The organism is Streptococcus sp. HMSC066E07 (assembly GCF_001814695.1).
Classification (GTDB): domain Bacteria; phylum Bacillota; class Bacilli; order Lactobacillales; family Streptococcaceae; genus Streptococcus; species Streptococcus hominis.
Map to the genome: position 1 here is coordinate 1 of NZ_KV817426.1, position 11,800 is coordinate 11,800.

Annotated in this window: 14 protein-coding genes; 12 read left to right on the plus strand and 2 right to left on the minus strand. The window is 42.0% G+C overall.

The features are described from left to right. From HMPREF2984_RS02645 to HMPREF2984_RS02660, 4 genes are all read left to right on the plus strand, one after another. A partial coding sequence (locus tag HMPREF2984_RS02645) for a mucin-binding protein (RefSeq protein ID WP_070670314.1) occupies positions 1-799 on the plus strand: 799 nt, incomplete at its 5' end. 193 nt (positions 800-992) lie between these two features. Next, on the plus strand, positions 993-1,298 hold the full coding sequence (locus tag HMPREF2984_RS02650) for a rhodanese-like domain-containing protein (protein ID WP_070670317.1): 306 nt from the start codon (positions 993-995) through the stop codon (positions 1,296-1,298). 22 nt (positions 1,299-1,320) lie between these two features. Further along, positions 1,321-2,976, plus strand: coding sequence for an FAD-dependent oxidoreductase (locus HMPREF2984_RS02655; RefSeq protein ID WP_070670320.1), 1,656 nt, complete (start codon positions 1,321-1,323; stop codon positions 2,974-2,976). Further along, positions 2,966-3,262: a rhodanese-like domain-containing protein gene (locus HMPREF2984_RS02660; RefSeq protein WP_070670323.1), complete on the plus strand. Its 297-nt coding sequence runs from the start codon at positions 2,966-2,968 to the stop codon at positions 3,260-3,262. Before HMPREF2984_RS02655 ends, HMPREF2984_RS02660 begins: the two co-directional genes overlap by 11 nt. Before the next feature lie 48 nt (positions 3,263-3,310). Here the strand turns inward: HMPREF2984_RS02660 and HMPREF2984_RS02665 are convergent, their stop codons facing one another. Together HMPREF2984_RS02665 and HMPREF2984_RS02670 are read right to left on the minus strand one after the other, a co-directional pair. After that, on the minus strand, positions 3,311-3,799 hold the full coding sequence (locus HMPREF2984_RS02665; RefSeq protein ID WP_070670328.1) for a prolyl-tRNA synthetase associated domain-containing protein: 489 nt from the start codon (positions 3,797-3,799) through the stop codon (positions 3,311-3,313). A 617-nt stretch (positions 3,800-4,416) separates the two neighbouring features. Further along, complete coding sequence (locus HMPREF2984_RS02670) at positions 4,417-4,674, minus strand: metal-sensitive transcriptional regulator (protein ID WP_003024959.1); 258 nt, start codon at positions 4,672-4,674, stop codon at positions 4,417-4,419. Positions 4,675-4,901: 227 nt separating this feature from the next. Here HMPREF2984_RS02670 and HMPREF2984_RS02675 point away from each other — a divergent pair, with 227 nt between their 5' ends. From HMPREF2984_RS02675 to HMPREF2984_RS02710, 8 genes are all read left to right on the plus strand, one after another. After that, on the plus strand, positions 4,902-5,810 hold the full coding sequence (locus HMPREF2984_RS02675) for a LysR family transcriptional regulator (protein ID WP_003041613.1): 909 nt from the start codon (positions 4,902-4,904) through the stop codon (positions 5,808-5,810). Further along, a complete protein-coding gene (lspA, locus tag HMPREF2984_RS02680; protein WP_003027481.1) occupies positions 5,807-6,268 on the plus strand; it encodes a signal peptidase II in 462 nt (153 codons plus the stop codon). Before HMPREF2984_RS02675 ends, lspA begins: the two co-directional genes overlap by 4 nt. Next, on the plus strand, positions 6,258-7,154 hold the full coding sequence (locus HMPREF2984_RS02685) for an RluA family pseudouridine synthase (protein WP_003041610.1): 897 nt from the start codon (positions 6,258-6,260) through the stop codon (positions 7,152-7,154). Before lspA ends, HMPREF2984_RS02685 begins: the two co-directional genes overlap by 11 nt. Positions 7,155-7,240: 86 nt before the next feature. Further along, positions 7,241-8,350, plus strand: coding sequence for a glutamate 5-kinase (gene proB / locus HMPREF2984_RS02690; protein ID WP_003041604.1), 1,110 nt, complete (start codon positions 7,241-7,243; stop codon positions 8,348-8,350). Positions 8,351-8,363: 13 nt separating this feature from the next. After that, positions 8,364-9,626, plus strand: a complete 1,263-nt coding sequence (locus tag HMPREF2984_RS02695; RefSeq protein ID WP_003027472.1) for a glutamate-5-semialdehyde dehydrogenase — start codon at positions 8,364-8,366, stop codon at positions 9,624-9,626. 4 nt (positions 9,627-9,630) lie between these two features. Continuing rightward, complete coding sequence (gene proC, locus HMPREF2984_RS02700; protein ID WP_037607627.1) at positions 9,631-10,425, plus strand: pyrroline-5-carboxylate reductase; 795 nt, start codon at positions 9,631-9,633, stop codon at positions 10,423-10,425. A gap of 199 nt (positions 10,426-10,624) precedes the next feature. Next, complete coding sequence (locus HMPREF2984_RS02705; RefSeq protein ID WP_003027463.1) at positions 10,625-10,963, plus strand: zinc ribbon domain-containing protein YjdM; 339 nt, start codon at positions 10,625-10,627, stop codon at positions 10,961-10,963. A gap of 8 nt (positions 10,964-10,971) precedes the next feature. Next, the gene (locus tag HMPREF2984_RS02710; protein ID WP_022525347.1) at positions 10,972-11,607 is read left to right on the plus strand and encodes a Pr6Pr family membrane protein; all 636 of its coding nucleotides are present in this window, start codon (positions 10,972-10,974) and stop codon (positions 11,605-11,607) included. The last annotated feature ends 193 nt before the right edge of the window (positions 11,608-11,800 follow it).

The following is an 11,800-nucleotide window of genomic DNA, read 5'->3' on the forward strand; positions in this document are numbered from 1 at the left end:
GGAAGTGACGTACGTTTATAAGGAAGTGTTTGGGTTAAATAAACAAAAAGTGACTTATACAGTTATTGATGACACAACCGGTACGACTTTAGAAAACCAAGTAGAATTGACGACAGGTCATTCAGGTACAAACCTACCAACTGACGCACAAACGAAGTACGATCAAATGGTTGCAGCTTATCAAGCTAAAGGCTATGAATTGGTTTCTAAAGACGAATTACCAGCTAAGTTCGACCTTGATAGCAGTCATGATCAAAACGTGACGGTTCACTTGAAACATGGCACAGCAGAAAGTCAAGAAAGCAAGAAAGCGAGCTTGACGGTTCGTTATCATGGAGCAGGTAGCCAGACGCCAGCCGATAATGTGCAAACAGCAACTTGGACACGGACGGTGACGAAAGATAAGGTAACGGGAGATGTTGTGAAGACTACGGATTGGGTAGCTGACAAGGCAACCTATGATGCTGTTCCATCTCCAGTCATTCCAGGCTACACAGTAGATGTGGCAACTGTTTCGGCAGAAACAGTCACTCAAGAGGATATGGTTAAGGATGTTTATTATACTGCGATCCCAGTAACTCCAGATAAACCAACTCCTCCAGTAGTTCCGTCAACGCCGGACAAGCCAACGACTCCGACAGTTGTACCAACGACTCCTACAAAAGCAACTCCAACGAAAACAGAAATCTTGCCAAGCACAGGTGATTCTCAAGTTGGTCCAACGCTTGCAACGCTGACGGGCGTAAGTTTACTTTTATCAGCTTTCGGTTATATTGGTCGTCGAAAAAAAGAAGATTGATGAATCTTTTGTAAACATATAAAAGTGATCTAAAGGTTGAATCATTCGATAGAAAGAATAAGCTTTACAAGCAACTTGGCATAGTTGATTTGTGAAGCTTCCTTTTTTTGTTAAAAGATTGAAACAATATTCTTGACAAAAATAATGCTTCATGGTTTAATATACCCCATAAGGGTATAAATTGGAGGTGCTTATGTTTCACTTATTTACGAAAATAGATAGTATTTCTACAAGTGAATTGGAACAAAAATTAAAAAAGAAAATTCAACTACTGGATGTTCGGACTCCGTCTGAATATCGGCGTGGTCATATCAAAGGCGCGAAGAATATCCCACTCAATGAAATCGCAAGATACACGCCAGCAACAAATGAAACACTGTATGTCATTTGCCATTCCGGTGTGCGGAGCAAAATGGCAGCCAAAAAGCTAAAGAAAAAAGGCTACGATGTTGTCAATGTTCAAGGCGGCATGAGTGCTTGGACCGGAAAAGTTGTTTAAAAGTGATAAAGGAGGAAGTTGAATGAAAATTATCATTGTTGGTGGAGTTGCAGGTGGAATGTCTGCAGCGACGCGTTTAAGACGGCTAAAAGAAGACGCTGAGATTATTATTTTTGAGAAGGGACCATTTGTTTCCTTTGCGAACTGTGGTCTGCCTTACTATGTTTCAGGAGAAATTGCTAATCGGGAAGATTTGTTAGTGCAAACGCCTGAGAGTTTGAAGGCACGCTTTCGTTTAGATGTGCGACCTTTCCATGAAGTGACGGCTATCTCACCAGATCAACATACAGTGACGGTTCGGCATGACGGAAAAGAGTTTACAGAGAGTTATGATAAGTTGATTTTATCTCCGGGAGCAAAGCCTTTTGTGCCTCCGATTGAAGGTTTGGAAACAGCTGAAAATATTTATACTTTACGTAATGTTCCTGACCTAGATGAGATTATGTTGGCTTTGGAGAAAGAACCAAAAGAAGCTGTGGTGATTGGGGCTGGATTCATTGGACTTGAAATGGCAGAAAATCTTCGCAAGCGTGGTTTGAATGTGACAATTGTTGAGAAAGCACCGCATGTTTTGCCATCGCTTGATGAAGAAATGGCTGCTTTTGTTCAGGCTGAATTGTTGAAAAACGGCATTCAAGTAGTTACTTCTCAGTCTGCTACGCGGTTTGAGGACAAGGGAAAGGTCATTGTGCTGGAGAATGGGCAAAAAATTGCTTCTGATGTGACCATTTTATCTGTCGGGGTGCAACCAGAGAATGCTTTAGCACAGGTAGCAAGTATTGAGCTGGGATTGCGTGGCGGTATCTTAGTCAATGAGCGTTATGAAACCAGTCAACCTGATATTTATGCGGTCGGCGATGCGATTGTTGTCAAGCAAGAAGTTACAGGAGAAGATGCACTGATTTCATTGGCTTCGCCTGCCAATCGTCAAGGTCGCCAAGTGGCGGATGTGATTGCTGGAGTAGCTCGAAAGAATAAAGGCAGCATTGGTACAGCTATTGTTCGGGCATTTGACATGACGGCAGCTTCAACAGGGCTGAGCGAGCGCATTCTTCGTATGAATGGCCGGCCTTATCAAGTTATTCATGTCAGTGGTAAGGATCATGCTGGCTACTATCCGGGTGCGACTGATGTGACCTTGAAACTCCTCTTTGAGCCAACAAGTGGCAAAATTTATGGTGCACAAGGTGTTGGGAAAAAAGGCGTTGATAAGCGGATTGATATTTTAGCAACGGCTATCAAAGGTAATCTAACGATTTTTGATTTGCCAGAGTTGGAATTTACCTATGCGCCACCGTTTGGCTCTGCTAAAGATCCGGTCAATATGCTGGGATATGCAGCCTTAAACTTGGTAGAAGGTTTGAGTGACAATATCCAGTGGTATGAATTGGAAGATGAACTAGCTGCTGGTAAGAAGTTCCTAGATGTGCGGACGGCCAGTGAGCTTCAACAAGGTCGTTTGAAAGTAGATACAGTTCACATTCCATTGAATGAGCTGCGTGAGCGTTTAGGAGAGCTAGACAAGTCGCAGGATTATATCGTGAGCTGTCATAGTGGACTTCGTAGCTATATTGCCGAGCGCATTCTCAAACAAGCAGGATTTTCTGTTCAAAATCTAGACGGCGCCTTTGCCTTGTACAAAATGGTAAAACCAGAGGGAGTAGAATATGGAAACTAGCATCAGCATGTCTGAATTTTATAAGAAATACCAAGCAGAAAAGCTGTCCATTATTGATGTGCGAGAGGCTTATGAGTTCGTGTCAGGGCACGTTCCGACAGCACAAAACCTGCCTTTGAGTAGTTTGGAGGCAGGCTACAAACTACTCAGCCAGCAGGAGAAATACTATGTCATCTGCCAATCTGGCGCACGTTCTGCGGCTGCGTGTCAGTTTTTAAGTGCGCAAGGATTTGATGTAACCAATGTAGCTGGGGGCATGAATTTCTGGCATGGCGAGGTGGAGTAAAATAAAAGAAAATCCGATTAAGTGCTGTCTTAATCGGGTTTATTCGTATTACAATTCAACAATATGAGCTTCGTAGCCAATGGCTTCTAGGAATTTGAGTAGGTCTGTTGTGTTTAAAAAGAGTGTTTTCTCATTGGTATTGGGATGAAAGCTCATTCGTTTTTCTGACATGATTTCTTTGTCAAAATAGACTTGAATGTCTTTATCGGCATTGTTTAACAATCCAAATGGAGAGACGACGCCTGCTGGCAACATCATTTTTTCAAACAGACTGTCAGCGGATGCCATGCGGATTCTATTGGCTTTTACCAGTTCTTTAAATAAGTCCATGTCCAAGCGCTTTTTGTCGTCCATGATGAGCAAGTAGTAGGCGGTTTTCTTCTTGTTAGTGAGAAACATCGTTTTGGTGCGGACGCCTTCAATGCCTTCGATAAAGCTGTCTGCCTGCTCGGTCGTAAGTGCCGGTTCGTGTTCCACGATTTCAAATGGAATGTTTAACTTGTTCAAGGTTTCTTCTACTTTTGCGTATAAGTCCATTTTACTTGCCTCCTTTGATTTGTTTTATTACTCTTATTATACCATATTGAGGAGGACTTTTCTTTCAATGGTTGGCAACCTGCCCCCAAAAGCAGTCCATTCCGTCGATCGGGTCACTAGTCTGTCCTAAAAGCAGTTCACCTCGTTGACCGGGTTCGACCGCTTGTCCTAAAAGTAGTTCACTCCGTCGACTGGGTCGCTAGTCTGTCCCAAAAGCAGTCCACTCCGTCGACCGAGTCGCTAGTCTGTCCTAAAAGCAGTTCACCTCGTCGACCGGGTCGATAATCTGTCCTAAAAGTAATTCACTCCGTCCGCCGGGCTGACCGCTTGCCTAGAAACAAGTTTGCTCTGTCCGCTGGGCTGACGACTTGCCTAGAAATAAGTTCACTCCGTCCGCCGGGCTGACAGCTTGCCTAGAAACAAGTTTGCTCTGTCCGCCGGGCTGACGACTTGCCTAGAAACAGGTTCACTTCGTCCGCCGGGCGGACACACTCCTTTAAGAACTACTTTTGCCCATTGTGCAGTTCTATTTTTCTAAAAAAGTGATAGTTGGAATCATCCCTTATATTGTGTACCGTAAATAAACAAACCTCAGCAGTTTTCGTCGCCTGCTGAGGTTATTTTCGCTTGATAAGGTATTGGACGGCTTTCTCTAGTCGCTCTTTTTGTGCTTCGGGGTCGTCCAAAGGGTGATTGAGACATTCAGTGAGATTTTCAGTAATCATCAACTCAATGACCCGCTCGACACTAGAGCGAACAGCGGTTAATTGGGTGATAATGTCCGCACAGTCGCGCTCTTCCTCTATCATTTTTTGAATGCCGCGCAGTTGTCCTTCGGAGCGTTTCAGCCGCGTAATAAGCTTTGAATTTGCCATGTCCTTGTCCTCAGTTTATTTTTTTACATTATATCTTGAATAGACCTCTTTGTCAAAGTTCTCGCTCCGCCCTTTTCATGGTATAATGAAAGAAATAGAGTGTCACTTACAATGGAGTTTCTATTTGAGCAGAAAGCTGCTAGTAACTGGATTTCATGGGTGTATGAAGGTTTAGTTATGCCTTGATTTATGGTATAATGATAAAACACTTGAAAGAGGATAAAAGGATGAATATTCAACAACTGCGCTATGTTGTAGCCATTGCCAATAGTGGCACCTTTCGTGAAGCCGCTGAGAAAATGTATGTCAGCCAGCCGAGTTTGTCCATTGCAGTTCGGGATTTAGAAAAAGAATTGGGTTTTAAAATATTCCGTAGAACGAGCAGCGGCACATTTTTGACACGTCGAGGAATGGAATTTTACGAAAAAGCTCAAGAATTGGTCAAAGGATTTGATGTCTTTCAAAATCAATACGCCAATCCAGAGGAAGAAAAGGCAGAATTTTCCATTGCCAGCCAGCACTATGATTTCTTGCCACCTTTGATAACGGAATTTGCCAAACGCTATCCAAAAGATAAGAATTTCCGAATTTTTGAATCTACTACGGTGCAGATTTTAAACGAAGTAGCACAAGGACACAGCGAGATTGGCATTATCTATCTGAACAATCAAAATACTAAAGGAATGATGCAGCGGATTGATAAATTGGGACTAGAAGTGATAGATTTGATTCCTTTTCAGACGCATATCTATCTACGGGCAGATCACCCCTTAGCTGGGAAAGAGGAGCTTACTATGGAAGATTTAGCAGATTTGCCGACGGTTCGTTTTACACAGGAAAAGGACGAATATCTCTATTATTCAGAGAATTTCGTGGACACCAGTGCCAGTTCTCAGATGTTTAATGTGACGGACCGTGCCACTTTAAATGGTATTTTAGAGCGGACAGATGCTTATGCGACAGGCTCTGGATTTTTGGATAGCAATAGCGTAAACGGCATTACGGTGATTCGGCTAAAAGACAATTTGGAAAATCGCATGGTTTATGTCAAACGCGAAGAAGTAGAATTGTCTCCGGTCGGTGCAGCTTTTGTTGCTGTGATGGAAGAATATTTTGCAAAAAGAGGTAAAAAATGAAACGAAAAGTGATGGTGCCAATTGTGATTGTAGCCTTAATTGCTTTGGATCAATGGGTCAAGTTTGAAATTGTCAAAAACATTCAATTAGGCGAAGTAAAGCCCTTCATTCCAAAGATTTTGAGTTTGACTTATTTGCGAAATACAGGAGCAGCATTTTCAATTCTGGAAAACCAGCAATGGTTGTTTGCGGTAATTACTTTAGTGGTGATTGGAGCTGCTATTTGGTATTTGAGCAAACACATTAAAGGTTCTGCCTGGCTGTTGTCTGGTTTGAGCTTGATTATTGCAGGGGGAATTGGTAATTTTATTGACCGTATGCGCCAAGGCTTTGTCGTGGATATGTTTCAGCTTGATTTTATCAATTTTGCAATTTTTAATGTTGCGGATAGTTATCTGACGATTGGCGTGCTTGTACTGATAGTGATGATGTTAAAGGAAGAGGACAATGCAAGTTAAAGTAGAGATTGGCGGTGTACGGTTGGACAAGGCGGTTGCTGATTTGACATCATTATCCCGCAGCCATGCCAATGAGCAAATCAAAAATGGACAAATCTTAGTCAACGGGCAAGTCAAGAAAGCCAAGTATGCTGTCAAGGCAGGTGATGTGATTACTTATGAATTGCCCGAACCAGAAGCACTGGAGTATGTAGCAGAAAATCTGCCGCTAGATATTGTTTATCAGGATGAAGATGTCGCAGTGGTGAACAAGGCTCAAGGTATGGTGGTGCATCCAAGTGCAGGGCATACGAGTGGAACACTGGTCAATGCGCTGATGTACCATATCAAGGATTTGTCCGGTATTAATGGTGTTTTGCGCCCTGGAATTGTCCATCGGATTGATAAGGATACATCAGGATTGCTGATGATTGCCAAGAACGATGATGCGCATATCAAGCTTGCTGAGGAGTTAAAAGATAAAAAATCCCTGCGGAAATATTGGGCGATTGTGCATGGCAATCTGCCGAATGACAGAGGCGTTATTGAAGCACCGATTGGACGCAGCGAAAAAGATAGAAAAAAACAAGCTGTCACGGCAAAGGGAAAGCCAGCTGTGACACGTTTTCACGTTTTAGAGCGTTTTGGCAATTATACGCTGGTAGAATTGCAGTTGGAAACAGGTCGTACCCACCAAATCCGTGTGCACATGGCTTATATTGGTCATCCAGTAGCGGGTGACGAAGTGTACGGACCGCGGAAAACGCTAAAAGGGCATGGACAATTCTTACATGCCAGAACGCTTGGATTTACTCATCCTAAGACGGGAGAAGTCATGAAATTTACAGCAGAAGCGCCAGCTATTTTCCAAGAAACACTAGAGAAATTGAGAAAAGGAATGGAGTGAGAGAATATCTTTTCCTGCTTCATTTCTTTTTTATTTTGCTCGAAATTTTGGTATAATAATGCAATATATCAGCTTTGGAGAGGGTTATGAAATATAGACGAATTGTATGTAAAGTCGGTACCAGTTCTTTAACAAATGAGGATGGAAGTTTATCGAGAGCGAAAGTGAGAGTGATTACTCAGCAGTTAGCCATGCTACATGAAGCAGGGCACGAAGTGATTTTAGTCTCATCAGGAGCTATAGCAGCGGGTTTCTCATCTTTGGGCTTTAAGAAACGCCCGACAAAAATTGCAGACAAGCAAGCGTCCGCAGCGGTAGGTCAGGGCTTGTTGCTAGAAGAATACACGACGAATCTGCTATTGAAAAAGATTGTCTCGGCTCAAATTTTACTAACACAAGATGATTTTGCGGATAAACGACGCTATAAAAATGCACATCAAGCGATTTCTGTCTTGCTTAACAGAGGAGCCATTCCGATTATCAATGAAAATGATACGGTTTCCATTGCTGAGTTGAAAGTCGGTGACAATGATACGTTGAGCGCTCAGGTTGCGTCTATGGTGCAAGCAGATTTGTTAGTTTTATTAACGGATGTTGACGGGCTTTATACGGCAAATCCAGTCAATCATCCTGATGCCAAGCGCCTTGATTTGGTAGAGGAGATTACGACGGAGTTGCTTGAAATGGCAGGTGGAGCAGGCTCTTCTAATGGAACAGGTGGTATGCTGACCAAGCTGAAAGCAGCAACGATTGCCACTATGGCAGGGGTTCCTGTTTACATTTGCTCTTCTTTGAAAGAGCAACCCCTCATCGAAGCCGCAGAAAATCAGGGAAATGGCACATTTTTTACTGCTTCAGCCAAAAATATGAAAACGCAAAAACAATGGTTGGCTTTTTACGCTACCAGTCAAGGGTCTATCTGGGTGGATAGAGGAGCAAGCACAGCATTGAGTGAGCAAGGCAAGAGCTTACTTGTTTCAGGAATTTCAAAAATGTCAGGACACTTTTCTTATGATGATATTGTGACCGTCTATGAAAAGGACACAGAGCGCATTTTAGGAAAAGGACGTGTTCGTTTTGGGCAGTCAGCTTTGCAAGATATGCTGAAAGCCAATAAACCAAAGGGAGTGGTAATTCACCGAGACCATTGGATTTCACTAACGCCTGAATTGGAATTATTATTGTCAGAATTTTAAGAGGAAGTAGGATATGAATAGTACACAAGGCTTACTAGAGAAAATCAAGCAAGCAAAAAAATCAATTAACACAGCTTCAACAACTGAGAAAAATAAAGCTCTATCTTTGATGGCTGATTATTTAGAAGCAGCTACGGACGCAATTTTAATAGCCAATGCGGAAGATATGACAGCAGCAAGAGGTCATATTTCTGAGGTCATGTTGGATCGTCTGTATTTAGATGCCAATCGCATCAAAGACATGGCAACTGGTATTCGTCAAGTGATTGCGTTGCCAGATCCCGTTGGAGACATCTTAGAAGTCTCTCATTTGGAAAATGGACTAGAAATCACTAAGAAGCGGGTAGCTCTTGGAGTGATTGGAATTATCTATGAAAGTCGTCCAAATGTGACATCTGATGCAGCCGCATTAGCCATTAAGAGCGGGAATGCAGTTATCCTTCGTAGTGGAAAAGAGGCACACAAAACAGCAGCTGCCATTGTTTCCGCGCTAAAGGCGGCACTTCGTCAGACCGCAATTTCAGATGATTGCTTGCAGTTGGTGTCAGATACCAGTCGTGAAAGTGCTCAAATCTTGATGAAGGCAAAAGGCTATTTGGACTTGCTAATTCCTCGTGGGGGCGCGGGGCTGATTCAAGCGGTTGTTGAAAATGCGACCGTTCCTGTGATTGAGACTGGTACGGGGCTTGTTCATATCTATGTTGATAAGGACGCTGACCAAGAAATGGCACTAGAGATTATCAACAATGCCAAAACCAGTCGTCCTTCGGTCTGCAATGCAATGGAGGTTTGTTTGGTTCATAAAGAAATTGCTTCCCAGTTTCTCTCAACATTAGAAGAACGCTTAGTAACTGTTCGTAAAGCGCGTGGGGTAGTACCTGTTCAACTTCGATTGAATGAAACAGCTCGCTCTTTCATCTCAGGGGAAATAGCAGAGCCTAGCGACTTTGATAGCGAATTTTCAGATTACATCATGGCTGTAAAGGTAGTGGATTCTTTGGAAGAAGCTATCACACATATTGAGCAACACAGCACACATCATTCAGATGCCATTATTACCAACAATGCCACCAGCGCAGCGATTTTTACAGAGCAGGTTGATAGTGCAGCAGTCTATGTCAATGCCTCCACACGTTTCACAGACGGTGGAGAATTTGGTTTAGGCTGTGAAATGGGGATTTCTACTCAGAAATTACACGCACGCGGTCCGATGGGCTTAAAAGAATTAACGAGTTATAAATATGTTGTGCAAGGTTCAGGACAAATTAGGGAGTAAAAACATGAAAATTGGATTTATCGGCTTAGGAAATATGGGTGGCGGTTTAGCACGTGTAGTGGCTAGGCAAAAAAAACATCAAATCCTGCTCGCAAATCGAAGCTCAGAAAAAGCAAAGCAGATTGCGAATGAAGTGGGTGGCGAACCTGTCACGAACGAAGTCATCTTTGAGCAAGCAGATGTGATTTTCTTAGGTGTTAAACCCACTCAATTTGCGGATTTGTTACAAGAATACCATGTTATTTTGGAAAAGCGCAGCTCTGTTTTACTCATTTCTATGGCTGCCGGCTTGACCTTGCAGCAGTTAGAAGCTCTCGTTCCTACACAACATCGGTTAATCCGGATAATGCCCAATACGCCTGTTGCAGTTGGTGCTGGTGTTATCAGCTATGCTTTATCAGATGAAGCAACAGAGCAGGATGAACACTTGTTGTGTGAACTATTGGATCCTGCCGGTTTGTTGGTTCATTTAAAGGAGCAGCAGTTAGATGCGGCAACTGCTGTGGCTGGATGTGGTCCTGCGTTTGTTTATCTCTTTTTGGAAGCACTGGCTGATGCAGGGGTACAAACTGGCTTACCACGAGATTTGGCTTTGCAATTAGCGAATCAAACCCTTTTAGGTTCAGCGGTATTAGTCAAAGAAAGTGGCCAACATCCTGCGGTTCTCAAAGATCAGGTTTGTAGCCCAGCAGGCTCAACGATTGCGGGAGTAGCGAGTCTTGAAGCAGATGCTTTCAGAGGAAACATTATCAAAGCCGTTGCTGCATCTTATAAACGCACTCAGGAACTGGGGAAATGAATAAACTTATGATACTACGTCTTTACAGCAATTTAAGAATGAACCATTAATTAGAATGTTACTTCAAGTTTGATATGGTGAAATGTATCTTTTAACAATTAGTCATTTTCTTTAATTTGTCAAATTTTCTATTTTATAGTAAAATGTAAAAACATGATAAATTCTAGGCAAGATGCTTGGTGATTAGTGAGGAGAGAATATGAATCAATTACCAAATTGTCCAAAATGCAACTCAGAATATGTTTACGAAGACGGTTTGCTGTTAGTTTGCCCTGAATGTGCATTTGAATGGAATCCAGCAGAAATCGTTGAAGAAGATAATCGCATCAGAGCAATTGATGCAAATGGGAATCAGCTTGCGGACGGAGATACCGTCACTCTCATCAAAGATTTAAAGGTCAAAGGTGCTCCAAAGGATTTGAAACAAGGGACGCGCGTGAAAAATATTCGGATTGTAGAAGGAGACCACAATATTGACTGCAAGATTGATGGTTTTGGTGCGATGAAGCTCAAATCAGAGTTTGTCAAGAAAATTTGAGGTTGATGATGAAGCGAAATGTGATTTTTTATAGCCGCATGATATTGTTTATGTTAGGGTTTACAGGAGTCTACCTTGAAATCACAAAGCATGGTGGCTTAGGAATGCTGATGTACTACACAGTTTTATCTAACATGATTGTTACAGCTTTTACGGCCTATTTGCTCTATCTAATGGCACGTTCTGAACAACGCTGGCAAACGCAGTCGCTGTTTCGGCTAAAAGGTGGAGTGACCATGTGTATTATGATTACATGCGTCATTTATCATTTTATGTTGGCACCGCTTGCAACTGATTTTTATCGACTTGAAAATTTCCTTTGTCATTACATTGTGCCACTATGGTTTTTAGCAGATACCTTGTTGTTTGATAAACGCTCACAATATCGTTGGTTTGACCCGATTGCTTGGACGAGTGTGCCTTTGATTTATTTGGCTTTTGCTCTATTTAATGGCCTAATTATCAAATGGTCTATTCCAGGTGCAAAAGATAGTCCTTTTGCTTATTTCTTCTTAAATATTCCAAAATACGGTTGGCCGTATGTGTTGCAATGGTCACTTAAAATTTTTATCGGCTATTTGTTAGCAGGTTTCTTATTTTATGGGGTTATGTCCCTATCCTCGCGTAGGAAATTGTCTTCTTAATACTTGAAAATAGATTCTGTTTGAAGAAAACCATTCTTTTTGAATAATTTTCTTCAGACTTTTTTCTTTCCGAAAGATAAATTGCTTGAAACTAAGCTAAAAATATGATATTTATAATAAATACAAGATTTTAGTAAATAAAAAGTTTCATAATTTTTAAATTTAAAAGCAAATATTTTGACATCATTAAATT

Coding starts and splice junctions, on each gene's coding strand:
- proB (WP_003041604.1), top strand. CDS start 7,241: ATGAAATATAGACGAATTGTATGTAAAGTCGGTACCAGTTCTTTAACA.
- HMPREF2984_RS02665 (WP_070670328.1), bottom strand. CDS start 3,799: ATGGACTTATACGCAAAAGTAGAAGAAACCTTGAACAAGTTAAACATT.
- HMPREF2984_RS02650 (WP_070670317.1), top strand. CDS start 993: ATGTTTCACTTATTTACGAAAATAGATAGTATTTCTACAAGTGAATTG.
- HMPREF2984_RS02695 (WP_003027472.1), top strand. CDS start 8,364: ATGAATAGTACACAAGGCTTACTAGAGAAAATCAAGCAAGCAAAAAAA.
- proC (WP_037607627.1), top strand. CDS start 9,631: ATGAAAATTGGATTTATCGGCTTAGGAAATATGGGTGGCGGTTTAGCA.
- HMPREF2984_RS02685 (WP_003041610.1), top strand. CDS start 6,258: ATGCAAGTTAAAGTAGAGATTGGCGGTGTACGGTTGGACAAGGCGGTT.
- HMPREF2984_RS02660 (WP_070670323.1), top strand. CDS start 2,966: ATGGAAACTAGCATCAGCATGTCTGAATTTTATAAGAAATACCAAGCA.
- HMPREF2984_RS02675 (WP_003041613.1), top strand. CDS start 4,902: ATGAATATTCAACAACTGCGCTATGTTGTAGCCATTGCCAATAGTGGC.
- lspA (WP_003027481.1), top strand. CDS start 5,807: ATGAAACGAAAAGTGATGGTGCCAATTGTGATTGTAGCCTTAATTGCT.
- HMPREF2984_RS02710 (WP_022525347.1), top strand. CDS start 10,972: ATGAAGCGAAATGTGATTTTTTATAGCCGCATGATATTGTTTATGTTA.
- HMPREF2984_RS02655 (WP_070670320.1), top strand. CDS start 1,321: ATGAAAATTATCATTGTTGGTGGAGTTGCAGGTGGAATGTCTGCAGCG.
- HMPREF2984_RS02705 (WP_003027463.1), top strand. CDS start 10,625: ATGAATCAATTACCAAATTGTCCAAAATGCAACTCAGAATATGTTTAC.
- HMPREF2984_RS02670 (WP_003024959.1), bottom strand. CDS start 4,674: ATGGCAAATTCAAAGCTTATTACGCGGCTGAAACGCTCCGAAGGACAA.